Raw genomic sequence first — 25,822 nt, 5'->3', positions numbered from 1 at the left:
TCCATGAAGACGTATTTCCGCCCCCTTCCCCGATCCGGTGATCCGCGCCCCAAAGGCGCACTGCCGCTGGCTGGTGGACCGCTTTGGTTCAGCGAAGCCGTGGCATTGCGGCGGACCTCCAAACCTCAGATCATCCCTGCCACTGCCGTGCCGGACGCGGTGCTGCACCGCCTGACAGCGCAGCGTGCGCCGATTGCCGGGTGTGACATGGGTCAGGTGACGCTCATGGGGATCCTGAACGTCACTCCGGACAGCTTTTCCGACGGCGGGCGGTATCTTGATCCCGAGGCGGCTGTGGCGCAGGCCCGGCGGATGGCCGAGGACGGTGCCGGGATCATCGACGTGGGTGGAGAAAGCACCCGACCCGGCGCGGACACCGTCCCGATCGACGAAGAAATCGCGCGGGTGGTGGGACCGATCAGGGCGATTGCCGACGGGATTGGGGTGTGTGTGTCGATCGACACGCGCAAGGCCCCGGTGGCCGAAGCGGCGCTGGAGGCGGGTGCGACGCTGGTCAATGACGTGGCGGGTTTTACCTATGACGATGCGCTTGCGCCGCTTTGCGCCGCACGGCAGGTGCCGGTGTGTGTGATGCATGCGCAGGGCGATCCGCAAACCATGCAGGACGCGCCAAGCTATCAGGATGTGCGGCTTGACGTGTTCGACTTTCTCGAAGACCGTATAAGCGCATTGGTCGCGGCAGGTCTCGCGCGCGATCAGATCCTTGTCGATCCGGGGATCGGCTTTGGAAAGACGATGCAGCACAACCTGACGCTTTTGCGCGATATTTCCCTGTTTCACGGGTTGGGATGTCCGATACTGCTGGGTGCATCGCGCAAGAAATTCATCGGTACGATTTCCCAGACTGGCACCGCAGACACACGTTTGGCGGGATCGGTGTCGGTGGCCTTGCATGGGGCCACTCAGGGCGTACAGGTTATACGGGTGCATGACGTGTCCGAAACACGTCAGGCACTCGCGCTGTGGCGCGCAATCGAGTGGGGACTTGAGGATGGTGCGTAAGCTTTTTGGAACGGATGGGGTGCGCGGAACAGCCAACACCTATCCGATGACTGCGGATATGGCGTTGCGGATCGGGGCCACCGTGGGGCGACATTTCCGACAGGATTCCAAAGGTGTCCACCGCGTTGTGATCGGCAAGGACACACGCCAGTCGGGCTATATGTTCGAGAACGCGCTGACGGCGGGTCTGACCTCGACGGGGATGAACGTGCTGCTGCTGGGGCCGGTGCCGACACCTGCCGTGGGGTTGCTGACGCCGTCGATGCGGGCGGATCTGGGCATCATGATTTCCGCCAGCCACAACCCGGCGGCGGATAACGGGATCAAGTTCTTTGGCCCGGACGGGTTCAAGCTTTCGGATGCGGACGAGGCCGAGATCGAGGCGCTGGTCGACAGCGGGGTCGAGCCGGCACAGGCGGACAATATCGGGCGGGCGAAACGGATCGACGATGGCCGCTTCCGCTACCAGGAGCGGGTGAAATCGACTTTCCCGGCCGGGATGCGCCTTGATGGGCTGAAAGTGGTTGTCGATTGCGCCAACGGGGCCGCCTACAAGGCCGCGCCGGAAGTGCTTTGGGAATTGGGTGCGGATGTGATCCCGCTGGGGATCACTCCGGATGGCACCAATATCAACGAAGGGTGTGGATCGACTCATCCGCAGCTCGCCGCCGCAGCCGTGGTGGCGCATGGGGCGGATGTCGGCATTTGCCTTGATGGCGACGCGGATCGGGTGATCCTGATTGATGAAACCGGTCAGGTCGCTGATGGCGATCAGATCATGGCCCTGATGGCTGCCCGCTGGGCCGAAGAAGACCGCCTGCTGGGTGGGGTTCTTGTGGCGACGGTCATGTCCAACCTTGGGCTGGAGCGGTTTCTCGGCGCGCGTGGATTGCGGCTTGAGCGAACCGGTGTCGGTGACCGTTATGTGGTCGAGGCGATGCGCCGGGGAGGATGGAACCTTGGGGGGGAACAATCCGGTCATATCGTGATGACGGATTTTGCCACCACGGGTGACGGGCTTATGGCCGGGCTTCAGTTTCTGGCCGAGATGTGCCGCACAGGTCAGCCCGCCAGCGCATTGGCGCGCAGTTTCGATCCGGTTCCGCAATTGCTCAGGAACGTGCGGTATGATCCATCCGTGGCACCGCTTGAGACAGGATCGGTGAAGTCGGCCATCGCTGATGCCGAAGCGCGGCTGAACGGAAAGGGGCGGCTTTTGATCCGCAAGTCGGGGACCGAGCCGCTGATCCGCGTGATGGCGGAGTGCGAGGACGAAGGACTGCTGGTCGAGCTGGTCGACGGGATCGTGGCCGAGGTCACCGCGTCGGTTTGAGCGGGAAGCGGATGCGTTGACGCAAACGGTACGTTTGATCAGCGTGGGCGCAGGGCGGAATCGAGGCTGTCGGACAGCGCCCTAAACCGCGCCGGATCGGCCACCGGAACGTCGTAGCCCATCGCCGCCACCGCCCCGAATGGGTAGACCACCGCAAACGCGCCGGTCTTGGGGCCAAACGGGATCGCGATTGCCCCGGCATGGGACATGCGGAACCCGGCGTCCTCCGTGACGTAGTTCATGCCAAGACCGTAATAGCTGCCCTCGGCACGGGCGATATGCGGCAGCGACAGCGGATCGCGACCGACGCGCCCCTTGGGTCCATACCAGTGCCAGAGCAGGGTTGTGTACTCCGCCATCGTCATGCGCCAGCCGCCCCAGCCTGCAAACGCGCCAAAGCGAGGGGACAGCGCCCCTGTGACACCTGCGGGGTCAAGAACCCGCTTGTGGCAGGTGTCTTCGTAGGGCGCGCCTGACGTCAGTTCGATGATCCGCCCCAGAAGCGCATAGTTTTCGTTGTTGTAGGCAAATGCGCCTTGCGTGCCTTTCTGGCGGCTGCGGTTCAGCACGATGTCGGTGACTTGTTCGTGGCGCGGTTGATCCTCGTTGAGCCAAAACAGCATCCGAAGCTGGGTCGAATCCGGCGCGATCCCGGCGCTGTGGGTGACAAGGTCCGCCACTGTGCCTGACGGGGCCGCCTGCCCCAGCGCGTCGGTCAGCAAGGTGTCCCATTGCAGCGCGCCGTCATCGACCAGTGTCAGAACACAAAGCGCGGTGATCGCCTTGGAGTTGGAGGCAAGGTCAATCGGCGTGTCGGCGTTGCGTGTGTGGATAGGCTCTCCATCGACCAGAACACTGATCGCGGTCGCATCTGCCCCTTCGCCGCGCGCCCAGTCTTCGAAAAGGGTCACGGGATCGGAGGCCATAAGCGGGGTGGCGAAGCACAGACCAAGAAAAAAAGCCAGAAGGCGTATCATGCCCTCTGGCTAGCAAATCGCGTTGGTGTCCCGCAAGGGACTGTCAGGCGTCAGGCCGTGGCTTTGCCGTAAATGACGGCGATCCGCGCGATGGCCTGTTCGGGGGCCAGTTCTTCGCTCTCGCCGGTGCGGCGAGAGGTCAGTTCGACAACGCCGTTCTTGAGCCCGCGTGGGCCGACGGTGATGCGCCACGGCAGGCCGATCAGGTCCATCGTGGCGAACTTGCCCCCTGCCCGTTCATTCCGGTCGTCATAGAGCGGCTCAAGCCCAAGTGCTGTCAGACTGGCATAGAGCGCCTCGCAGGCGACATCCGCCTCGTCGTCGCCCTGCTTGAGGTTGACGATCCCGCAATGGAACGGGGTCACACCTTCGGGCCAGATGATGCCGTTGTCGTCGTGGCTGGCCTCGATGATCGCGCCGAGGAGGCGGCTGACACCAATGCCGTGGCTGCCCATATGGACAGGCACACGGTTGCCGTCGCCATCGGCGACAGTGGCACCCATCGCGTCGGAATACTTGGTGCCGAAATAGAAGATCTGGCCTACTTCGATGCCCCGCGCGGTGCGTTGGCGGTCGGCTGGCACTTTTGCGAACTCGGCTTCGTCGTGCGTTTCGTCGGTGCGCGCATAACGCGAGGTGAATTCCTCAAGGACCGCCTGACACTGGGCCTTGTCGTCATAGTCGATGGCACGGTCGCCGAACTTCAGATCGGTGATCTGGGCATCGTAGAACACTTCGCTCTCTCCGGTTTCGGCCAGAACAAGGAATTCATGGGTGTCATCGCCGCCGATAGGGCCAGAGTCGGCGCGCATCGGGATCGCCTGAAGGCCCATGCGTTCGTAGGTGCGCAGGTAACTGACCAGATGGCGGTTATAAGCGTGCAGCGCGTCTTCCTTGGTCAGGTCGAAGTTGTAGCCATCCTTCATCAGGAATTCGCGGCCCCGCATCACGCCAAAGCGCGGACGGATCTCGTCGCGGAATTTCCACTGGATGTGATAGAGCGTCAGCGGCAGATCCTTGTAGCTGCCGACATGGCTGCGGAAGATGTCGGTGATCAGCTCTTCATTGGTGGGACCGTAAAGCATGTCGCGCCCGTGACGGTCTTCGATCCGCAGCATTTCGGGGCCGTAGGCGTCATACCGGCCCGATTCCTTCCATAGATCGGCCGATTGCAGCGTCGGCATCAGCATCGGGATATGTCCCGCGCGCACCTGTTCCTCGTGTACGATCTGTTCGATGTTGCGCAACACCCGGTAGCCCAGCGGCAGCCAGGAGTAGATCCCGGCGCTGGCCTGCTTGATCATGCCGGCGCGCAGCATCAGCCGGTGGCTGACGATCTGGGCTTCGGACGGGGTTTCTTTGAGTACGGGCAGGAAATATCGGGACAGACGCATCTGGGACCTCGGATGGGTGGTTTGGCCCGTCCTACCGGGTTGCATCGACCCGGACAAGGGCAGCGCGGTGTTCTGTGTCCTGCCTTCGGGAGGACTGCTGGCGCGGCAGGGGGATCGTATCGGCGCATTCGGGCGGTCGGACATTGACCACCGCGATGCGTGAATGGGAATTATGTGCGCATTTCCGCGGACGCGCCATCGCGACAGTGGACTCTTTTTGAGAAATCAATCAACCTGAGACAGTTATTGGTTTCGGAGTGCGCCACCAGAATGAACGGTCAAATTCAGCTGTCCGAACGGCCCGATTCCATCACAGATATCCTTGCTCTTGGCTTTGAAGCTGTGCCGTTTGCGGCGCTTTTCTTTCTGCCGGATGACAAGCTGACGCTGCTGTGGCGCAACAGTGCGCATCAGGTGATGTCTGGATCTGTCGGGGTCGACGTGACCGGGCTTGGGATGTTCGAGGCGTTCCCGCCCAATGCCGATGCGGATGGCGCGGATGCGGTGACGTTCATTCGCACTGCCACAAACGAAACCATGCGCACCGGCATCCCGCAGGAGGTGGGTCCGGCGCGGTTCGATCTGCTGGACAAGTCCGGTGCCTATGTCGAACACCATTGGCAAATGCACTTTGCCCCGGTCCGCAAAGACGGCAGGACCATTGCCATTCTTCAGACCGCGCGCGACGTGACCGAGGCGACCCTGACCGCCCGGCTTGCGCAAAGTCATCGGCGTGCCGCCACTTCGACGGCGTCGGTCGCCTATTTCAGCTATGACCCGGAAACCGACCTGTTCCTGCGCCATGACGCCATCGACGCGATGTTCGGCTTTGCCCCGGACGAGGCCGGGATTTACGCCGCGCCGTTTTTCGAACGTGTGCATGCAGACGATATCGCCGCCGTCCATGCCGAGGTTGCGCGGGTTCTTGGCGCGCCACATGGCGAAATCGCAAGCTTCGATTACCGGGTGCCCCTGCCCTCGGGCGAAGAACGGTTCGTCCGCATCCGTGGCGAGATGGCAACCGACCCTGTGGATCGCCGACCCAAGCTTGTCGGGACGTTTGTTGACCTGACCGATATCGAGAACGCCCGGCGTGATCTTGAAAAAGCGGTGCATGTCCGCGAGTCGCTGGTTGTGGAGGCCAATCACCGGATCAAGAACAGCCTTCAGATCGCGTTGTCCCTGTTGCGGTTGCAATCCAGCAAGTTGATTGTGGCGGGTGGTCCGGCGGCGGAAAAGGCACGCGAGGCGCTGCGCGCTGTGGAATCGCGTGTGCGGGCAGTGGCGGATGTACATGCCACCATCCAGATTGATGACGATGTCGCCAATATCGACCTGATCACACTTGTCGCGCGTCTGGTCGCCTCGACCCGAAGAAGCGCGGAACTGCCCGACGCCGCGATGGTGTTTACCCATTCGGCCGAAGTGATCCGGTTGAAAAGCGACAGGGCCATCGCGCTGAGCCTCATGCTGAACGAGCTCCTGACCAATGCGATCAAGTATGGCGGACCGGGTGAACACAGCCCGGTGACGCTTGAGATTGATATGACGCCAGAGCGGGTCTTGCGGATCACGGTCGAAAACGCCGATCTGACCGCAGATCCCCGGCTGGACATTGATTCCGGTGGGACCGGGGAACGGCTGGTCCAGCAATTCGCGGCCCAGATCGGCGCCGAGATCGACCGGGCCAAGGAAAACGGACGGGTGATCGCGCGCATCACCATGCCCTTGAACGCCTGACAAATCCTTCCACGTCACCGACCGGAGGCAGAGCATGCACGTCGCCCACACCCCCACCCCCAGATCCACGATGCTCTTGGGCGCCTTGGTTGCCGATGCCGCGAGCCTTGGATTGCATTGGCTTTATGATCCCGACCGTATCGCAGACATCGCGGCACGGCGCGGTGGCGCTGCGTTTACCCCGGTGGATGCCGCACATTTCGACGGGGCCAAGGGGTATTTCGCCCATGGCGCACGGCAAACCGGCATGCTGACGCAATATGGCGAGGCGCTTTGGCTGGCAATCCGGACGATGATCGCAGAGGGCGGTGCGTTCGATGTGCCTGCGCAACAGGCCGCGTTCGCCACGCATTTTGGTCCCGGCGGAGCTTATCACGGCTATATCGACCGCCCGACGCGCGGCGCGCTCGAGCGGATCGCGGCGCAACTGTCACCTTCGGGCATCGACGACGACCAGAACCCGGCGGTGACGCGGCTTCCGGCAATTGTGGCGGGGTATCACGGGACGCCGGAACTGGCCGACAGGTCGCAGGCGGCAATGCAGATCACCAATGTCAACGATGTGGCCGCAGCCTATAACGCGGTGTTTTGCGATCTCTTGTGCCGGGTTCTTGACGGCGCCCCTGTCGCAGAGGCGCTTGCGATGGCGGCGCGCGCGGCAGAGGGCGACGTCAGGGAGGCGCTGTTGCACGCGCTGGCCAGCGACGAAACGGACCCAACCGTCTTTGCCGGAGAGGTCGGGCGCGCCTGTCATTTGCCAACAGCGGGACCGGTGATGTTTCATGTGCTCAAGCACAGCGCCACCTACAGCGACGCGGTAGAGCACAACATCCTGGCCGGAGGAGACAGCGCCGGTCGCGCCATCCTCATCGGCGCGGTCATGGGCGCGGCACACGGGATTGCGACTCCGGCGGGGATTCCCCTGGCCTGGGTGTTGCAGCTGACCGATGGTGCCCCCCTGTGGGACGGATGTGCGCGGCTTGGCTCTGCCTGAGCAGGGGACGGTTTCTGTGTCGTCCCGGCGGACAGGGACGCGGGGTTTTGCGGGATCGCAAAACGTTGATGCGTTGACGCATCGTGCGCGCCTTTCGCTTGAAACCCTGCGCGACACGAGCGATGTAGGGGACAGGTCACAAGGGCGGACAAGATGGCACTTCCCGCGCGGGAGCAGGTGAAATACTGGGGGATTGCGGCAGTCGCCTTTGCGGTGGTGCTGTGGTTCCTTGGCGACGTGCTTTTGCCCTTTGTTCTGGGTGGGGCGATTGCCTATTTCCTTGATCCGGTGGCGGACCGTCTGGAACGGATGGGCTGTAGCCGGGTGGCGGCCACGGCCATCATTACCGTGATCGGGATGGTCGCGTTTGTGCTTCTGCTCTTGTGGGTGATTCCGTCGCTGGTCAATCAGGCGCTCGACCTGTTCGATGTGGCCCCGACCCTGTTCGCCAATCTGCGCGATTTTCTGATCGCGCGATTCCCCGACATCATGGACACCGAAAGCCCGTTGCGGCAATCGCTGGTGTCGATCGGGGAAACCATCCAGTCGCGCGGCGGAGAATTGCTCAATACAGTGCTGAGCTCGGCTGCGGGCATCATCAATATCGTGATGCTGTTCGTGATCGTGCCGGTGGTGGCGGTGTACCTTCTGCTGGACTGGGACAACATGGTGGCCCGCATCGACGAGATGCTGCCGCGCGATCATGCGCCGACCATCCGCAAGCTGGCGGCGGATATTGACCGGACGCTGGCCAGTTTCATTCGCGGCATGGGAACCGTCTGCATCATCCTTGGCACCTATTACGCCGTGGCGCTGATGCTGATCGGGCTGCAGTTCGGGCTGGTGGTGGGGTTTGTCGCCGGGCTGGTGACGTTCATTCCCTATCTTGGCGCGCTGATCGGCGGCGCATTGGCCATCGGTCTGGCCCTGTTCCAGTTCTGGGGCGACTGGCTCTCCATCGGGCTGGTGGCCGGTGTGTTTGTGCTGGGACAAGTGATCGAGGGCAACGTGCTGACGCCCAAGCTGGTGGGGTCGTCGGTGGGGCTGCACCCGGTCTGGCTGATATTTGCGCTGTCGATCTTCGGCACCCTGTTCGGGTTTGTCGGGATGCTGGTGGCGGTTCCCGTCGCCGCGGCGCTTGGCGTGATTGCCCGGTTCGCCGCAAACCAATATCTTCAAAGCCGCCTTTATCGCGGGTTGAGTGATCAGGACGGCGAATAAATGTCCCTGCAACTGAAATTCGACATTCCGGCGCGGCCCGCGCTGGGGCGGGGGGACTTTTACGTCACCCACAGCAACGCCGTGGCGCTGGGTCTGGTGGACACCTGGCCGAACTGGCCCAATGGCAAGCTGGTGCTGGTGGGTCCGCGCGGATCGGGCAAGACCCATCTGGCGCATGTCTGGTGTACCGAAAGCGGCGGGCAGATGGTCTCGGCGCTCGACATCGCGGGGGGTGATGTGCCGACGCTGGCGGACCAGCCCATCTGTGTCGAGGATGTGGAGCAGATCGCGGGCCATGACGCGGCCGAGCGGGCGCTGTTCCATCTGCACAACCTTGTTCTCGCCAACGGGCATTCGATCCTTCTGACCGCCACGCGGCCTCCGTCGGCATGGGGGTTGAACCTGCCTGATCTGGCAAGCCGGATGTCTGGCACCACCGTGGCCAAGATGGCGCTGCCGGATGATATCCTGCTGTCCGCAGTTCTGGCCAAGCTGTTTGCGGATCGCCAGATCGTGCCGATGGCGGATGTGATCCCCTACCTGGTGCGCTGGATGCCCCGGTCCTTCGAGGCCGCCGGGCAGGTTGTGGCGCATCTCGACACCGAAGCGCTGGGCACACCCAAAGGGGTGACGCGGACACTTGCCCGCAGCGCGCTGGCCGATCTTGAATTCCCCGAGGAAAACGCGTCAGACTAGGGGCTTGCAGCGATGTCCTGACACGGGATGTCACCAATCTGTCACGCGCCACAGCTAAGGGACGCCCATGAACAGTGCCGATTTCCTGAACGCCCCCCGCCCCGAACCGACAACCCTGCCCGATCTCGACCTGACCGGACCAGGGCGTTTCTTCAATCGCGAAATGTCGTGGCTGGGCTTCAACTGGCGTGTTCTTGAAGAGGCGGAGAACCCGCGTGTGCCCTTGCTCGAGCGGCTGCGGTTCCTGTCGATCTCGGCAAACAATCTGGACGAATTCTACACCGTGCGCGTGGCTGGACTGCGGGAACTGGCGCAGGCTGGCAATGTCACACCCGCCGACGATGGGCTGACCCCGGCCGAACAGCTTGTGCTGATCAACGAAGATGCGCGCAAGCTGATGGCGTCGCAACAGCGGGTGCTGGCCGATCTGCGGCAAAAGATGGAAGCCGAAGGCATATCCATCCTGTCGCGTGACGGGTTGGGCGAGGTGGACCTGACCTTTCTGGAAGACGTGTTCCTGAACCAGGTGTTCCCGGTGCTGTCCCCCCTTGCCATCGACCCGGCGCACCCGTTTCCGTTCATCGCCAACAATGGCTATTGTCTTGCCCTGCAACTGGAACGGCGCAAGGACAAGACCAGTCTGCAGGCGCTGTTACCGATCCCCGCGCAGGTGGATCGCTTCATCGCCCTGCCCTCGAATGACGGCGCGGATCGGTTCATCTTTCTTGAAGATGTGTTGCTGCTGCATTTTGACCGGCTGTTTCCGGGCTACAAGCTGCGCGATCATTTCGGATTCCGGGTGCTGCGCGACAGCGATATCGAAGTCGAGGACGAAGCCGAAGACCTTGTGCGCGAATTCGAGGTCGCCCTGAAGCGGCGGCGGCGCGGCGAGGTCGTGCGCCTGACGATTTCGGCGGGGTCGTCGTCAAAGGGTCTGCGCGATACGGTGATGCGCGAATTGCGGGTCCGCGAAGACGATGTGATCGAACTGACCGGCATGATCGGTGCGGCCGACCTCAAGGAACTTGTGCTGGACAGCCGACCCGACCTGCTTTGGCCCCTTTTTACCCCGCGCGTGCCCGAACGGGTGCAGGATTTCGATGGCGACATGTTCGAGGCGATCAAGCAGAAGGACATGCTGCTGCACCACCCCTACGAGACCTTTGACATGGTGGTGCGGTTCCTGGCGCAGGCGGCGCGCGATCCGGATGTGGTGGCGATCAAGCAGACGCTGTACCGCACGTCGCGCCAATCGCCCATCGTGGCCGCGCTGTGCGAGGCGGCGGAGGACGGCAAGTCGGTGACCGCCCTGGTCGAGCTGAAAGCCCGGTTCGACGAGGCCGCCAACATCCGCCAGTCGCGGCGTCTTGAACGGTCGGGCGCGCATGTGGTCTACGGGTTTCTGGATTGGAAGACCCACGCCAAGATTTCCATCGTGGTGCGCCGCGAAGGCACCAAGCTGGTCACCTACACGCATTACGGCACTGGCAATTACCACCCGATCACCGCCACGATCTACACCGATCTGAGCTTTTTCACCTGCGATGCCCCCTTGGGCCGGGACGCAACCAAGGTGTTCAACTACCTGTCGGGATACGCCCTGCCGGACGGGCTTGAGAACCTGAGCATCTCGCCGCATTCGCTCAAGCCCAAGATGCTGGAAATGATCGAAGCCGAGGCAAGCCATGCCCGCGCGGGCAAACCGGCGCAGATCTGGCTCAAGATGAATTCGCTGATCGAACCGGACATGATCGACGCGCTTTATGCCGCCTCCGAAGCCGGGGTAAAGATCGACTGCGTGATCCGTGGCATCTGCGGCGTGCGACCGGGGGTCAAGGGGCTGAGCGAGAACATCCGCGTCAAGTCCATCGTCGGGCGGTTCCTCGAGCATTCGCGCATCATCTGTTTCGGCAATGGCCATGGGTTGCCGCACAAGAAAGCACGGGTGTTCATGTCGTCCGCCGACTGGATGGGCCGCAACCTGACCCGCCGGGTCGAAACGCTGGTCGAGATCGAGAACGCCACGGTCAAGGCCCAGATCGTCAGCCAGATCATGGCGGCCAACCTGGCGGATGTGGCGCAAAGCTGGATCATGCAGCCCGATGGCGCGTTTGTGCGCACCACCTGGGATGAGGGTGCGTTTGCGTTCAACTGCCATCGGTTCTTCATGGAGAACCCGTCGCTGTCGGGTCGCGGGTCGGCGGGCGCATCCGATGTTCCCAAACTGACCCATACCGAGGAATAGGGCGGCAAGACCTTTGCAAAGGTCTTGTCCGGCTTTTGCAAAAGCCGGTCAGCGCCCGTGTTTATGGGGCAAGAGGATGGCATAGAGTGCGCTGTTGACCGGCGCGTCGATCCCCATCTGAGCGGCAAGACGGGTCGCGGCCCCGGACACCCATTCGATTTCCAGGGGACGACCCTTTTCCAGGTCAATCGCCGTGGAGGCGCGCCCCTCTGGCGGGAAGCCTTGCATGCTGGACCAGACCTGTTCTTCGATATCGACATCCAGCTCGACCCCGAAGGCCCGGCCAATCGCGACGATTTCCGACAACGCCCGTTTGAACAGGCTTTCAAGCTGCGGGATGTTCCGGACATCGCCAATCGTGCAGCGCCCCGCCGCCGTCACCCCGGAGAGCGCCGCAAACAGGGCGAATTTCGACCAGAGTTCCCTGACGATGTCATCGGTTGGGGGTGCAGACGATCCAGCGGCGGTGATGGCGTCGCGCAGCGCGTCGATGCGCGCCGAGGGTCGGCTGTCGCGTTCGGCAAAGATGAAGGAGTTGAACGCCCCGGTTTGCGTGATCACTCCGGGCGCGGAAATGGTTGTGGACACCCGCGCGACGCCGTTGGCCACGTTGTGTTCGGGCAGAATCCGGATCAGGCGGTCCGACGCCTCGACCCCGTTGAGGAACGGAACAACCACGGTGTCCGGGCCGATCATCGGCAGGCAGGCGCGCGCCGCTGCTTCAAGCCCGTCCCCCTTGACGCCGAAGATGATGGCATCCACTGGACCGACCTCGTCGGGGCGGTCGGTTGCGATCTCCGGACGGCAGGTTTCGACACCGGTTGCGCCGTCCAGCGTCAGGCCCTTGTCGCGGATCGCCCCAAGATGTGCCCCGCGTGCAATGGTGGCCACGCTGTGCCCGTCATTGGCCAGTTTGACGGCCAGAAATCCTCCGATCCCGCCCGTTGCCATGGTTGCAATACGCATCTCTTGCGTCTCCCTGTTGCCTTGACCGTTGCCGGGGGCAAGATGGACGATATCCTTTGGGTCCGAAAGCCCTATGTTGACCCACAGACGCGTCTGGGGCATCAGGGGACGGGCTTTTCCAAGCCTTGTTTTCTTGACCTTCCCCTCCTGCTTTGACACGGTGCGCGCAACTTGATCAGGAGGCCTCATGGACGGTTCCTCAGACGCCGAACACGACACGTTGGGCCCCTTTGACCGCCCCCTGTTCAACGATCCGAAGGCACGCGCGCTGTCGCGTGTGGGTGTGATCGACATTGGGTCGAACTCTGTCCGACTGGTTGTCTTTGACGGCGCGGCGCGGTCCCCGGCCTATTTCTACAACGAGAAACTCATGTGTGCCCTGGGCGCGGGCATGTCCGAAACGGGCCGTCTCAATCCCGAAGGTCGCGACCGGGCGTTGCAGGCGCTCAAGCGGTTTCAGGCGCTCGCCGAGGGGATGGACCTGCCGCCGCTGTCCGTCGTTGCCACCGCTGCGGTGCGCGAGGCCGAGGATGGGCCGGAGTTCCGCGAGGATGTCCTGCGCGAGACCGGGTTGCGCATCTGGGTGATCGGCGGCGAGGAAGAGGCGCGGCTGTCGGCGCAGGGTGTGTTGCTGGGCTGGCCGGGCAGCTATGGACTGGTGTGCGACATTGGCGGATCGTCGATGGAACTGGCCGAGATATCGGATGGCCGGGTCGGTCGGCGGATCAGCTCGAATCTCGGGCCGCTCAAATTGCGCGACCTCAAGGGTGGGCAGAAAGGCCGGGACCTGCACATCAAAGAGGTGATGGACAAGCTGGTCACGCATATGGGGCCACAGCGCGACCGGTTGTTCCTGGTCGGCGGGTCCTGGCGGGCGATTGCGCGGATCGACATGTATCGGCGCGGCTATCCGTTGCATGTGCTGCACGAGTACCGGATGGACAAGAAATCGGTGAACCAGACCGTGAAGTTCATCAAGTCCAGCGATCTTGAAGAACTGCGCCAGGCCTGCGGCATTTCCAATGCCCGTATGGAGCTTGTGCCTTACGCGGTGGATGTGCTCAAACGGCTGGTGCAGACGTTCAAGCCCAAGGACATCGCGATATCAAGTTATGGCATCCGCGAGGGGCTGCTCTACGAACAGATGCCGCAGGATTTGAGGGACCGCGATCCGCTGATCGAGGCATGCCGCTTTGCCGAGGCGAAAGACGCGCGGTTGCCGGGTTTCGGCAAAAAACTGTATCGCTTTGTCACGCCCTTGTTTTCAAGTGTCGATGCAGCGCGGACGCGGCTGATCAAGGCGGCATGCCTGCTGCATGATGTCAGCTGGCGCGCGCATCCGGACTATCGCGCGGAGACCTGTTTCGACAACGCCACACGCGCCAACCTTGGCGGGTTGAAACATTCCGAACGTGTGTTCCTGGGGCTGGCCCTGCTGCATCGCTACAAGAACAAGCGCGAGGGCACGCGGTTCGAGGATCTGGAAGGGCTGCTGTCGGAAAAGGCGACGCTGGAGGCCGAAGTTCTCGGCAAGGCGCTGCGCTTCGGGTCGATGCTCTGGATGTCGGATGCAAGCGCGGACGGCACGGCGCTGGAATGGCAGCCGCGCAAGAAGCTGTTGCGCCTGAAGCTGACCAAGGCGTCGGTGCCGCTTTACGGGGAAGTGGCCGAGGCGCGGTTTGCGTCCCTTGCGTCATCGCTGGGGGCAGAAACCGAGGTTCTCATCAAGCGGTGAAGCATCCGGTTGTTTCCGTCGACGGAAACGTCAACGGCCAATACGCCATCCCTAGAGGTCAGGCCCATCCTGTTCGACCACGCGGCGAATGCGGCGGATGGCAAACCAGACCAAGAGCACAACCGGGATCGTGACCAGCGCCGTCACCGCGCCTTTGGAGATGTCCATCATCGCCGAGACCGGATACAGCAGGTATCCCGCCAGCGACACCGCGTAATAGCTGATCGCCACAACCGACAGGCCTTCGACCGTCTTTTGCAGGCGCAGCTGCATGTCGGCGCGCTGGTTCATGCTCTCGAGCAATTGCTGGTTCTGCGCGGACCGCGCCACCTCGACCCGCGTGCGCAGCAGATCACCGGCGCGCACCGCCCGCGCGGCCATGGCCGAGAGCCGGTTTTCGGCGGATTTGACCGTGCGCATCGCCGGATCATAACGACGGGTCATGAATTCGGCAAAGGTCTGCCGCCCCTGAAAGCGTTCTTCGCGCAGGACCGACACGCGCTGTCCGACAATCGCCTCGTATGCGCCGGTTGCGCCAAACCGGAACGAAGTCTGGGCGGACAGGCTTTCAAGCTCTGCCGAGACCGCCAGCAATGACTTCAGGCGGTCTTCTTCCTGACCGTCACCCTGGGTCATGGCGGCCATCAGAAGGTTGAGTTCGTTGTCGATCTCGCCCATGCGCGGCCCCAGTTCGCGCACGCGGGTGAAGCCCAGCATCGACATGGTCTTGTAGGTTTCGATCTCGCACAGGCGTTGTACGATCCGCCCGACGCGACGGCGACCGATCCCGTTGCTGACGAAACAGCCAAAGCGCAGGTGCCCTGCCGGATCAATGCGAAAGTCGCCCGCGACGATGGCATCGTCATCCAGAACACGGCTGACAGCAAGGCTTTCGGGCACGAACCAGTCCGAGAGATGTTGCGAAATCGTGTCTTCGTCGGGACGTTCCTCGACCCGGATCAGGGCCGATGTGATGCGTACACCGGGCGCAGAGGCAAGCCAGCTTTCGGGAAACACGTCCATATCCGCCGGATCAAAGGGGCGGTCCGAGACACCGTTCAGAAACACGGTGTAGGTGACGAATTCGGTATGCTGTTCCCATTTCAGCATGTTCTGACCGATCTGGCCCGAGAAATGCGTCGCCCCTGGTTGCGGATGCGCGGTGCCGTACCGGTCCAAGAGCGCCTTGAGATGATCCAGATCCAACGTCTTGTCCCGCGCGGCGGCCGCCTTGGGCTTTTTCAGCGCCAGATACACGGCACGACACGGCGCTTCGAGCGACGGAAACGGGCGCGCGTGCAGCTCGTTCGAGAGGGCATATCGCAGCGGATGGTCTTCGATCGGGGACATGAGTCGTCTTTCGGATTTCGATACGACTTAGGCGCGCAAACAATTCAAGTAAAGGAAATTTCCAGACATTTCAGTATTTTACCGGTATTCAACTGTATGCATTGAACGATGTGGCGCGACACTATGCACCCTGCCTTGATACGCGGCAGATGCAAAACCACGCCAGTTCCATGATCTGAAACGGTTTTTGCGATGGGTCAACGCAAGGAGGTGCCCGCTGTCATAAACTCGGGCTGTCTGGATGGGCCACAGGGTTGTGGCACTTTGGCAGCAAGGGGAGAGGCCATGAAACTGTTCATTGGGTACGCGACCACCGAAGGTCAGACTCAAAAAATTGCCCGTCACATTGCGGATCGCCTTTTCGACATGGGGCATATGATCGAACTGTCCCCCGTGGCAGATGCGGAAACGATGGACCTGACGCGGTTCGACGGTGTGATACTGGCGGGCTCGCTGCATGCGGGACACTATCAGAAGGCATTGTCTGGCTTTGCCGCGCAACATGCGGACACCCTGAACGACATGCCATCGCTGATGATTTCCGTATCCCTGGCGGCCGCCGGGCATGATGCCGACGATTGGCGGACACTCGACACCATCCTTTCGGAATTCGGTGAGGCCACAGGTTGGACTCCGGGGGACGTGGCGCAGGTGGCAGGTGCATATGCTCCGTCACGCTATGACGTGTTCCGCAGGTTCATCATGCGCAGGATCATCGCGGCCAAGGATCCCGAGGTCGATCTGGATAGCGACCGAGAATACACGGATTGGGACAGGTTGGACGCGCTGGTTGACGGATGGCTGAACAACATGTCGGTGTGACATTTCGAACAGATCATCGCGCGGAGAAAGCTCAATCGCGTTCTACGGTTCCGTCGCGATCAAGCCAAAGCAGGTAGCCGTATATTCCCCCAAGGGCAATGATGGCCGCCGCCAGCCCAAGCAGGAGAAACCCGGAAACAGCCTCCAATTCGATAACGATAAGCTTTCTCACGACCGCAAGAATACCGATCACCAGAACGATGCGGACCTGTCCGAAGCCGCGCTGCCCGGTGACCATGAGTTTTACGGAATGCGCGAGTTCCAATGCGATGATCGCACCAAGCAGAGCATCGAAGACGCGCTGGAGGGTCGCGTACGAGGTGCCACCCATCGCGCCCAGAAGCACCTCCCACGTCAGGAGGAGGAATGAGAAAGTCGCTATGACGATCACCACCGCAGTTCCCATCAGAAGCAACAGGGCGATGAAAATGGCGAACCGATCGTAGGCGGCGCTGACAAAGTCGTTCATGTGTCCGGAGGCCTCTTTGGTGTCGTGTGAATGGCGTCCGTTCAGGGACATAATGCGCCAAACCCCCATGACCAGCCGCATCGCCCCGTACTCGATTGCAACCCGGAATTCTGGTCCGGGCCAGATTGCAGCGGCGCAGAACAAAAAACCCCGGCCACTGGGACCGGGGTTTTCAATCTTCGCCAAAGTGCGGTTCAGCTAATCCGGGTCAGCAGGTCTTCCAGTGACTTCTTGGCGTCCCCGTAGAACATCCGCGTGTTGTCCTTGAAGAACAGCGGGTTTTCGATGCCCGAATAGCCGGTGCCCTGCCCGCGCTTGGACACGAAGACCTGCTTGGCCTTCCAGCATTCCAGAACCGGCATCCCGGCGATGGGACTGTTGGGATCGTCCTGGGCTGCCGGGTTCACGATGTCGTTCGAGCCGATGACGATGGCGACATCCGTATCCGGGAAGTCGTCGTTGATCTCGTCCATCTCGAGCACGATGTCATAGGGCACTTTGGCTTCGGCCAGCAGCACGTTCATGTGGCCGGGCAGACGCCCCGCAACCGGGTGGATCGCAAAGCGCACGGATTTGCCCTTGGCGCGCAGGCGACGGGTGAGTTCCGCCACGTTCTGCTGTGCCTGTGCCACCGCCATGCCGTAGCCCGGAATGATGATGACGCTGTCGGCCTCGTCGAGCGCGCCCGCCACACCATCGGCGTCAATGGCGATCTGTTCGCCTTCCACAGCCATCTGTTCGCCTGCCGGACCGCCAAAGCCGCCCAGGATCACGCTGATGAAGCTGCGGTTCATCGCCTTGCACATGATGTAGGACAGGATCGCACCGGAAGAGCCGACCAACGCACCGACCACGATCAAGAGGTCGTTGCCGAGGCTGAAGCCAATCGCGGCAGCCGCCCAGCCCGAATAGCTGTTGAGCATGGAGACCACGACCGGCATGTCGGCGCCGCCGATGCCCATGATCAAATGGTAGCCGATGAACAGCGCCAGCAGAGTCAGCAGAACCAGTGTCCAGCTGCCCGAACCACCCAGATACATTGCCGCCAGCAACAGCGACAGACCCGCAGCACCGGCATTGAGCAGGTGACCGCCCGGCAGCTTATTCGCGCCGCTGTCCACCTTGCCTGCCAGTTTGCCATAGGCGATGACCGACCCGGTAAAGGTCACGGCACCGATCCAGATGCCCAGCACCAGTTCGACCTTGAGGATGTTGATCTCGACATTGGTTTTCTTGGCGATCAGTTTGCCGAAGGACGACAGCCCGTCATAGACCTCTTTCGGCAGGCCAATGGCAGTGTAGCCGTCATCCGCAACCGCGCCCATGACAAGGCCGTTCGCGTCGTAGAGATCACCGATATTGTTGATCATGATGTCGGCGTTGAAGCCCACGAACACCGCTGCCAGACCGACAAGGCTGTGCATGATGGCCACAAGCTCGGGCATCTGGGTCATCTGAACCCGCGTGGCGAGTTGGTAGCCCACACCCGCGCCCAGCGCGATCAGGACGATGGAAGCCACAAACAGCCCCTGCCCCGGTCCCATGAGCGTGGCAAGAACCGCGATGGCCATGCCGACAATGCCGTACCAGACGGCCCGTTTGGCGCTTTCCTGACCGCTCAGCCCGCCAAGCGACAGGATGAAGAGAACCGCTGCGACCGCATAGGCCGCGATGGTGAATCCGAATTCCATGGTGCCTGCCCCCTTAGGATTTCTGGAACATGGCGAGCATGCGCCGTGTCACGAGGAAGCCGCCGAATATGTTGATCGAGGCCATGAAGATACCCAGCGCCGCCAGCAAAGTGATGAGCAGCGAACTGGACCCGATCTGGATCAGCGCGCCCAGAATGATGATCGACGAGATCGCGTTGGTGACGGCCATCAGCGGTGTGTGCAGCGAATGCGCGACGTTCCAGATCACCTGGAAGCCGATGAAAACCGACAGCACGAACACGATGAAATGCTGCATGAAGCTGGCCGGAGCGACCAGACCAACACCCAGAACCAGAGCGGCCCCGATGGCCAGCAACGTGACCTGCTGCTTGGTCTGTGCCTTGAACGCGGCGACTTCGTTCGCGCGCTTTTCTTCGGGTGTGAGTTCCTTGACCTTTTCCTTGGGCTTCGCGGCAATCGCGTTCACCTTTGGCGGGGGTGGCGGGAAGGTGACGGCCTTTTCATGCGCGATGGTGGCGCCACGGATTACGTCGTCTTCCATGTTGTGATTGACCTGTCCGTCCTTTTCCGGGGTCAGGTCGGTCATCATGTGACGGATGTTGGTCGCGTAGAGGTTCGAGGACTGCGTGGCCATTCGGCTGGGGAAGTCGGTATAACCGATGATCGTGACACCGTTGTCAGTGACGATCTTCTCGTCCATCACGGTCAGCTTGCAGTTGCCACCCTTTTCCGCCGCCAGATCGATGATCACCGATCCCGGCTTCATCGCGTCGACCATGTCCTTGGTCCAAAGCTCGGGCGCTTCGCGGTTCGGGATCAGCGCGGTGGCGATCACGATGTCGATGTCGGGGGCCAGTTCGCGGAACTTTGCAAGCTGGGCTGCGGTGAATTCCGGTGAGGACACAGAGGCATAGCCGCCAGAGGCAGAGCCGTCCTTCTGTTCTTCCTCGAAATCGAGGAAGACGAATTCGGCTCCCATCGATTCAACCTGTTCAGCCACTTCGGGGCGCACGTCGAACGCATAGGTGATCGCACCCAGCGAGGTCGATGTGCCGATGGCGGCAAGGCCGGCCACACCGGCACCAACAACCAGAACCTTGGCCGGGGGCACCTTGCCCGCAGCGGTGATCTGGCCGGTGAAGAAGCGACCGAAATTGTTGCCCGCCTCGATCACGGCACGATAGCCCGCAATATTCGCCATCGACGACAGCGCGTCCATCTTCTGGGCGCGGGAAATGCGCGGCACCATGTCCATCGCGATCACGGATGTGCCCTGATCAGCGGCCTGCTGCATCAGTTTTTCGTTCTGGGCTGGCCAGAAGAACGAGATCAGCAACTGACCATCGCGCGCTTTCTTCAGCTCGGCGTCGGTGGGTGGGCGGACCTTGGCGACCACATCGGCCGCTTTCCAAAGCGCGGCGGCGGTTTTGACAACCTCGACGCCAGCCTCTTTGTAGGTTGCGTCGCTATACCCTGCCGCGTCGCCTGCGCCGGTTTCGATGATACAGTCGTACCCGAGCTTTTGCAGCTGGCGGGCGGAATCCGGGGTCATGGCAACGCGTGCCTCACCCTTCATCACTTCTTTTGGCGTCCCGATTTTCACCTGAGCCGTCCCCCTTTGCTTCGTTCCGAAGTGCCGTAGCGGCATGTTTTCCGGCGATGGGTCTACAATGCTGACCTAAAGCGCACAATGCTGCCCACCCGCGAACCGCTCATCTAGAACAGATGTGCATGATCGGCTAGAGCCAACGTCGCGTTTGTTTCTCATATCGTGCAAAATCCGCACGAAAATTTCGCCGCAAGCGTTTTTCTTCGGCTATAATGAAGTGTTTCTCGATCCACCAGACAAAGAGCGGGATCAATGGGAGCGATAACACCGCATCCCAATAGAGGATCATTCCGGTCAGGATCAACGAATCAGCAAGGTAGATGGGATTGCGCGAGCGCTTGAAAATGCCGCTGGTCACCAGCGCATCTGCCTCGCGGTGTGGCATGATCGTCGTGCGGTGGCGGCGGAATTCGTAGACCGCCAGTGCCATCAGAACAATGCCCGCGCCAACCAGAAGACCACCCAGCAGATCTGCCCAGACAGGTCCAAAGCCAAGCCCGTAGCTTGCGTACGTCTTTTGCAGCCACGCAAGGATCAGCGCGCCAAGCAGCCAGACAGGAGGAAGATCAATATTCTTCTGCATGTCGCGGCGTATAGCAAAGCGCTGTGCAAAGCGCGAGACGCGACAGATGGACAAATGGCCGCCACAAGCGCAGCGGCCGACAAGATCACATCTTAACGCAGCCGAGGATTTCGTTCTTCGCGATCCGTGCCACCATCACGCCGCCATCAACGCGTTTGACGTGAAAACCATAGCCGCGCATGCGGAATTTCCATTCGGTATCCGACAGCGTCTTTTCACGCTCGGACACAAGGAAGTGGCGTAAGTCGCCAAGATTGGCGCTTGAAAAAGTTTCGGCAAACATGGGTCTCTCCTCGTACATTACCTTCCCTGTTTGTCGCGCCGGATTGTGACCAATTTTGGAACCAATCCCGGTTTTTTGCGGAAACCGAAACAATGTTTCTGGAGGGCCTGCCACAAAGTCAGGTAGGGCGACGTAAGGTCACCTTACCCCTTTGTTTCGTTGACGTTTGGCGTTCGGTGAATCTTGCGCAGGCGGGCTTCACGCCAGGTGATGAAGATCACCGAAGCCATAATTACGCCACCCCCGAGGATAACCCACGGATCTGCGGGTTCGTCAAAGAACATCATGCCCAGCAGGACCGACCAGACCAGTTGAAGAAAGGTCACGGGCTGAGTCACGGTCACTGGCGCCGCGGCGAAGGCAAGGGTCATGGTGTAGTGACCGGCGGTTGCGAAACAGGCGATGGCCGCCAGTATCCCCAGATCGGCAAGGCTTGGCGTGACCCAGACCGCGAATGCAAAAGGCGCAAGACCAATGGTCACCGTGATCGACAGCAGCGCCACAACGATGCTGGCGGGCAATTCCCCCGACACGATCTTGGCGATCAGGTAACTGCCCGCAAACAAAAGGGCCGTGCCCAGCATGGCGATATGGCCGGGATCGAGTTCGCGAAAGCCCGGACGCAGGATGATCAGCGCCCCCACCAGCGCCGCCGCCACCGCCATGGCGCGCCGCAGCGCCAGCGTTTCGCCCAGCACGAACACCGCAAGGATCGTCACATAGACCGGGTTGAGATAGTTCATCGCGGTGACTTCTGCGATCGGGATACGGGTCATGGCAAAGAACCACAGGATCACGCCGAGCGAATGAACAAGACCCCGAACGGCAAAGAGTTTCTTCTGTCGCCCGGTCAGCCGCACGGCCATCAGGACGCGCCACACAGGGATCAGGAACACCAAGCCGATCAGGTAGCGCAGAAACGCCGATTCCGCCGCAGGAATGCGCCCTCCGAGTGTCTTGACAAGGGCTGTGACGGTCACGAAACACAGCCCCGTCGTGATCATCCAGAAGACGCCCTTGACCGGATTGGACGTGCTGTTGACAGGTGAAGACATGCGCATGGCTGCAATGGACCGGAAGCCTCGGGAAAGCGCAAGGGGGGCTCATCAGATCTGACGGCGGCCTTAGCAGTGTCACATCAACAGCAGCTTGGCCGCAATCGCCCACATGATCACGCCGATGATCACATCCAGCACTTGCCACGCGCGGGGCTTTGCAAAAAACGGCGCCAAAAGCCGTGCGCCATAGCCCAGCGAGAAGAAGAAAACGAAACTGGCGGTCATCGCGCCCAGCGCGAAATTCAGCCGGTCGTCGTATTGTGCCGCGACCGCACCCAACAGGACCACCGTGTCGAGATACACATGCGGATTGAGCCATGTCAGCGCGAGGCAGGTCAGCAAAGCGGTGCGCAGCGATCCCGCTGCCTGCCCGGCCTGCATCACCTGCCCTCCGCGCCATGCGCTGAGAAGGGTGCGTGCACCGTACCAGATCAGGAAACCCGCCCCCAACAGGCGCATGGCAAGTTCAAGCCCGGGAACGGCCTGCGTCAGCGCGCCAAAGCCGGCGACCCCGGCGGCAATCAGGATCGCATCCGACAGCGCGCAGGTCAGGCAGACCGCGAACACATGGGATCTCAGCAATCCCTGCCGCAGCACAAAAGCGTTCTGTGCGCCAATGGCAAGGATCAGGGAAAAGCCAAGCGCAAACCCGGCCAGGGCCGTCGCCATTCAGAGCGCCCGCCAGCCGATATCGCGGCGGTGGAAGCCTTGAGGCCAGTCAACCGCATCCACCTGCTCATACGCGCGATCCCGAGCCTCCTGAAGGGTGGCCCCACGCGCAGTGGCATTCAGCACGCGCCCGCCACTGGCGATGATCTTGCCATCTTTTTCGGTGGTGCCTGCATGGAACATCATCCGGAAACTGTCTTCCGGCAGACCTTCCAGACCGCTGATCACAGAGCCTTTTTCATAGGGGCCGGGATACCCCTTTGAAGCCAGAACAACCGTCATCGCGTGGTCGTCAGCCCAGTTCACCGGCGCCTCTGACAGACGCTTCTCGGCACAGGCATGCAACAGGTCGAACGCCTGCGCGCCGAGGCGCATCATCAGGACCTGGCATTCCGGATCACCAAACCGCACGTTGTATTCCACCAGCCGGGGTTGCCCGTCTTCGATCATCAGACCGGCAAACAGGATGCCTTGAAACGGCGTTCCGCGTTTGGCCATCTCGGCCATGGTCGGCTTGATGATCTCGTCCATGGCCTTTTGCGTGACGGCCTCCGTCATGACCGGCGCGGGCGAATAGGCGCCCATGCCGCCGGTATTGGGGCCGGTGTCGCCTTCGCCGACGCGCTTGTGGTCCTGCGCGGTGCCGATGGGCAGCACATCGGTGCCGTCACACAGCACGAAGAACGACGCCTCTTCGCCCGTCATGAATTCCTCGATCACCACCTCTGCCCCGGCCCCCCCAAACGCGCCGCCGAACATGTCGTCGATGGCGGCTTCGGCCTCGGCCACGGTTTCGGCGATGATCACACCTTTGCCAGCGGCCAGCCCGTCGGCCTTGACCACGATGGGTGCGCCCTGCGCACGCACATAGGCCTTGGCGCTGTCGGCGTCGGTGAAGTGACCATAGGCGGCTGTCGGGGCATTGGCCGCGTCACAGATTTCCTTGGTAAAGCTTTTGGATGCCTCAAGCCGCGCTGCCTCGGCGGAGGGGCCGAACACCAGCAGCCCCGCGTCGCGAAGACGATCCGCCACCCCGGCGGCCAAAGGAGCTTCGGGGCCGACAATCACGAACTCGATGCTGTTTTCCTCGGCAAAGGTCACAACCGCGCCACCATCCTCGATGTCGAGATCGGCACAATCCGCGATCTGGGCGATGCCCGCGTTGCCCGGCGCGACGATCAGCTTGTCACATTTGGGGTTCTGCAGCGCGGCCCAGGCCAGCGCGTGTTCACGCCCGCCGCTGCCAAGGATCAGGATGTTCATGCGCGCGCCCTTCCGTGCTTTTCCTTGCGTTGGCGGCGTTCTAAGGTTGCGCGAGGCCAAGAGCAAGCGAGGCGAGATGTCCGACCTGATCGACGATCCCAGACCGGGGCAGAACCTGCCGGAATATTCGGTGTCCGAAGTGTCCGGTGCGGTAAAGAAGACGCTGGAGAACGAATTCGGCCGCATCCGCGTGCGCGGCGAAGTGGGCCGCGTGTTCACGGCGCGGTCGGGGCATTTGTACTACGATGTCAAGGATGACCGCAGCGTCTTGGCCTGCACGACGTGGAAAGGCCAGGTCTCGCAGCTTTCGGTCGTACCCAAGGAAGGGCTCGAAGTGGTCGTCACCGGGCGCATGACGGCGTTTGGCGGGCAGTCCAAGTACAACCTCAATGTCGACGAGGTGACAGTTGCGGGTGAAGGCGCGCTGATGGCGATGCTGGAAAAGCGCAAGAAGGCACTTGCCGCCGAAGGCCTGTTCGATCCGGCGCGCAAGAAGGAACTTCCCTACCTGCCCGACATCATCGGGGTGATCACCTCGCCCTCGGGGGCGGTGATCCGGGATATCCTGCACCGGCTGCGCGACCGCTTTCCGCGCAAGGTGCTGGTGTGGCCGGTGGCGGTGCAAGGTGCCGCCTGCGCGCCCGAGGTGGCCCGCGCGATTGCCGGGTTCAACGCGCTGTCACCGGGCGGCGCCCTGCCCCGACCCGACCTGCTGATCGTGGCGCGCGGCGGTGGCAGCATCGAAGACCTCTGGGGTTTCAACGAGGAAATCGTGGCCCGCGCGGCGGCGGCGTCGGAGATCCCGCTGATCTCGGCGGTGGGCCACGAGACCGACACGACGCTGATCGACTTCGTGTCCGACCAGCGCGCGCCCACCCCGACGGCAGCGGCGGAAATCGCCGTTCCGGTGCGGCTCGAACTTCTGGGCTGGGTCGGTGATCAACAGGCGCGCATGACCCGCGCGGTGTTGCAGCGGATGCAGACCCGCGACCAGCGCCTGCGCGATCTTGCGCGCGCCCTGCCGCGGCCGGACAGTCTGCTGTCGGGTCCGTCGCAACGGCTGGACCTGATGTCGGACCGCCTGCCACGCGCATTGATCCGGTCGGTCGATTTGCGGCGCGGGCGGCTGATCGAGGCGTCTGCCTCCTTGCGCCCCTCTTTGCTTGGCCGCGGTCTGGCCGAACAGCGGCGACGGTTTGACCAGAGCAGTGGACGGCTCGCCCCCGGCCTCGCCCGTGTCGTCGACACCAAGCGAGAAGCGCTGGCGCGGCGCGCTGACAGGCTGACGCTGAAACCCATCGAACGCGATCTTGCCGCCAAGCGCGACCGGCTGGATGCAGTGGCGCACCGGCTTTCGAAAGCCGGTCAGGCGCAGGTCCGCGACTGGCAAAGCCGCCTGTCCGCGCTGGATCGCCTGCGCGAGACGCTGGGATACAAGGAAACGCTCAAGCGCGGCTATGCGGTGGTGCGTGGCGACGGCGACGTGGTCACGAGCAAGGCCAAAGCGGGCAAGGCAAGCGCATTGGAGATCGAATTTGCCGATGGCCGGATGACCGTGGGCGCAGCCGGGACGAGGCCCGCGCCGAAGTCCAAGGCAAAACCGCCTGAACAGGGATCGTTGTTCTGACCGCGCACCCTGGTGCACAAGCGATTTCGAAACGCGTTTCACCGTCCGGGCCGTTTGCCTCTTTGCTTTCCAACGGCGTCGCTCTAATCCTC

General features: G+C 62.1%; 23 protein-coding genes. 11 read left to right on the top strand and 12 right to left on the bottom strand.

Features of this window, described 5'->3' with window-relative positions:
- Window positions 1-3: 3 nt before the first annotated feature.
- The gene (folP, locus tag ACTIEN_RS10580) at window positions 4-1,023 is read left to right on the top strand and encodes a dihydropteroate synthase (protein WP_439523096.1); all 1,020 of its coding nucleotides are present in this window, start codon (window positions 4-6) and stop codon (window positions 1,021-1,023) included.
- On the top strand, window positions 1,013-2,356 hold the full coding sequence (glmM, locus tag ACTIEN_RS10575; protein ID WP_439523095.1) for a phosphoglucosamine mutase: 1,344 nt from the start codon (window positions 1,013-1,015) through the stop codon (window positions 2,354-2,356). Before folP ends, glmM begins: the two co-directional genes overlap by 11 nt.
- A 38-nt stretch (window positions 2,357-2,394) precedes the next feature.
- On the opposite strand, the gene ACTIEN_RS10570 is transcribed toward glmM, so the two are convergent.
- Window positions 2,395-3,333, bottom strand: a complete 939-nt coding sequence (locus ACTIEN_RS10570) for a serine hydrolase domain-containing protein (RefSeq protein ID WP_439523094.1) — start codon at window positions 3,331-3,333, stop codon at window positions 2,395-2,397.
- Window positions 3,334-3,383: 50 nt separating this feature from the next.
- On the bottom strand, window positions 3,384-4,727 hold the full coding sequence (proS, locus tag ACTIEN_RS10565) for a proline--tRNA ligase (RefSeq protein ID WP_439523093.1): 1,344 nt from the start codon (window positions 4,725-4,727) through the stop codon (window positions 3,384-3,386).
- Window positions 4,728-4,743: 16 nt separating this feature from the next.
- On the opposite strand from proS, the gene ACTIEN_RS10560 reads away from it, so the two are divergent.
- From ACTIEN_RS10560 to ACTIEN_RS10535, 6 genes are all read left to right on the top strand, one after another.
- Window positions 4,744-4,890: a hypothetical protein gene (locus ACTIEN_RS10560; protein WP_439523092.1), complete on the top strand. Its 147-nt coding sequence runs from the start codon at window positions 4,744-4,746 to the stop codon at window positions 4,888-4,890.
- A gap of 107 nt (window positions 4,891-4,997) precedes the next feature.
- Complete coding sequence (locus ACTIEN_RS10555) at window positions 4,998-6,467, top strand: sensor histidine kinase (RefSeq protein WP_439523091.1); 1,470 nt, start codon at window positions 4,998-5,000, stop codon at window positions 6,465-6,467.
- Between the two features lie 34 nt (window positions 6,468-6,501).
- Window positions 6,502-7,461, top strand: coding sequence for an ADP-ribosylglycohydrolase family protein (locus ACTIEN_RS10550; protein ID WP_439523090.1), 960 nt, complete (start codon window positions 6,502-6,504; stop codon window positions 7,459-7,461).
- A 153-nt stretch (window positions 7,462-7,614) separates the two neighbouring features.
- Window positions 7,615-8,682 carry an AI-2E family transporter gene (locus tag ACTIEN_RS10545; protein WP_439523089.1) on the top strand — a complete coding sequence of 356 codons (1,068 nt, stop codon included), beginning with the start codon at window positions 7,615-7,617 and terminating at the stop codon, window positions 8,680-8,682.
- A complete protein-coding gene (locus ACTIEN_RS10540; protein ID WP_439523088.1) occupies window positions 8,683-9,378 on the top strand; it encodes a chromosomal replication initiator DnaA in 696 nt (231 codons plus the stop codon). It abuts the gene before it with no gap.
- Window positions 9,379-9,445: 67 nt separating this feature from the next.
- Window positions 9,446-11,623: an RNA degradosome polyphosphate kinase gene (locus ACTIEN_RS10535; protein ID WP_439523087.1), complete on the top strand. Its 2,178-nt coding sequence runs from the start codon at window positions 9,446-9,448 to the stop codon at window positions 11,621-11,623.
- Between the two features lie 48 nt (window positions 11,624-11,671).
- Here the strand turns inward: ACTIEN_RS10535 and ACTIEN_RS10530 are convergent, their stop codons facing one another.
- Window positions 11,672-12,589: a ketopantoate reductase family protein gene (locus tag ACTIEN_RS10530; RefSeq protein ID WP_439523086.1), complete on the bottom strand. Its 918-nt coding sequence runs from the start codon at window positions 12,587-12,589 to the stop codon at window positions 11,672-11,674.
- A gap of 187 nt (window positions 12,590-12,776) precedes the next feature.
- Between ACTIEN_RS10530 and ACTIEN_RS10525 the strand changes: the two genes are divergently transcribed.
- Complete coding sequence (locus tag ACTIEN_RS10525) at window positions 12,777-14,324, top strand: Ppx/GppA family phosphatase (protein ID WP_439523085.1); 1,548 nt, start codon at window positions 12,777-12,779, stop codon at window positions 14,322-14,324.
- A 51-nt stretch (window positions 14,325-14,375) separates the two neighbouring features.
- Here the strand turns inward: ACTIEN_RS10525 and ACTIEN_RS10520 are convergent, their stop codons facing one another.
- Window positions 14,376-15,674, bottom strand: coding sequence for a DUF3422 family protein (locus ACTIEN_RS10520; protein ID WP_439523084.1), 1,299 nt, complete (start codon window positions 15,672-15,674; stop codon window positions 14,376-14,378).
- A gap of 285 nt (window positions 15,675-15,959) precedes the next feature.
- Here ACTIEN_RS10520 and ACTIEN_RS10515 point away from each other — a divergent pair, with 285 nt between their 5' ends.
- On the top strand, window positions 15,960-16,496 hold the full coding sequence (locus ACTIEN_RS10515; RefSeq protein ID WP_439523083.1) for a flavodoxin domain-containing protein: 537 nt from the start codon (window positions 15,960-15,962) through the stop codon (window positions 16,494-16,496).
- 31 nt (window positions 16,497-16,527) lie between these two features.
- Here ACTIEN_RS10515 and ACTIEN_RS10510 read toward each other — a convergent pair whose 3' ends face one another.
- The 8 genes from ACTIEN_RS10510 to purD form a co-directional block, all read right to left on the bottom strand.
- Window positions 16,528-16,965, bottom strand: coding sequence for a phosphate-starvation-inducible PsiE family protein (locus ACTIEN_RS10510; RefSeq protein WP_439523082.1), 438 nt, complete (start codon window positions 16,963-16,965; stop codon window positions 16,528-16,530).
- A gap of 194 nt (window positions 16,966-17,159) precedes the next feature.
- Window positions 17,160-18,656 (bottom strand): NAD(P)(+) transhydrogenase (Re/Si-specific) subunit beta, encoded by a 1,497-nt coding sequence (locus tag ACTIEN_RS10505; protein WP_439523081.1) that lies wholly within the window; start codon window positions 18,654-18,656, stop codon window positions 17,160-17,162.
- Window positions 18,657-18,669: 13 nt separating this feature from the next.
- Window positions 18,670-20,241 carry a Re/Si-specific NAD(P)(+) transhydrogenase subunit alpha gene (locus ACTIEN_RS10500; protein WP_439523080.1) on the bottom strand — a complete coding sequence of 524 codons (1,572 nt, stop codon included), beginning with the start codon at window positions 20,239-20,241 and terminating at the stop codon, window positions 18,670-18,672.
- A gap of 136 nt (window positions 20,242-20,377) precedes the next feature.
- Complete coding sequence (locus tag ACTIEN_RS10495) at window positions 20,378-20,830, bottom strand: methyltransferase family protein (RefSeq protein WP_439523079.1); 453 nt, start codon at window positions 20,828-20,830, stop codon at window positions 20,378-20,380.
- Window positions 20,831-20,915: 85 nt separating this feature from the next.
- A complete protein-coding gene (locus tag ACTIEN_RS10490) occupies window positions 20,916-21,113 on the bottom strand; it encodes a hypothetical protein (protein WP_439523078.1) in 198 nt (65 codons plus the stop codon).
- A 143-nt stretch (window positions 21,114-21,256) separates the two neighbouring features.
- On the bottom strand, window positions 21,257-22,168 hold the full coding sequence (locus ACTIEN_RS10485) for a DMT family transporter (protein ID WP_439523077.1): 912 nt from the start codon (window positions 22,166-22,168) through the stop codon (window positions 21,257-21,259).
- Window positions 22,169-22,246: 78 nt separating this feature from the next.
- On the bottom strand, window positions 22,247-22,840 hold the full coding sequence (locus ACTIEN_RS10480; RefSeq protein WP_439523076.1) for a LysE/ArgO family amino acid transporter: 594 nt from the start codon (window positions 22,838-22,840) through the stop codon (window positions 22,247-22,249).
- Window positions 22,841-24,103, bottom strand: a complete 1,263-nt coding sequence (gene purD, locus ACTIEN_RS10475; RefSeq protein ID WP_439523075.1) for a phosphoribosylamine--glycine ligase — start codon at window positions 24,101-24,103, stop codon at window positions 22,841-22,843. It abuts the gene before it with no gap.
- 76 nt (window positions 24,104-24,179) lie between these two features.
- Between purD and xseA the strand changes: the two genes are divergently transcribed.
- Entirely contained in the window at window positions 24,180-25,730 is a 1,551-nt protein-coding gene (gene xseA / locus ACTIEN_RS10470; RefSeq protein ID WP_439523074.1) for an exodeoxyribonuclease VII large subunit, read from the top strand.
- The last annotated feature ends 92 nt before the right edge of the window (window positions 25,731-25,822 follow it).

Source organism: Marivita sp. (genome assembly GCF_051859345.1).
Lineage (GTDB): Bacteria > Pseudomonadota > Alphaproteobacteria > Rhodobacterales > Rhodobacteraceae > Marivita.
This window is presented reverse-complemented; position numbering and strand designations above follow the sequence as displayed.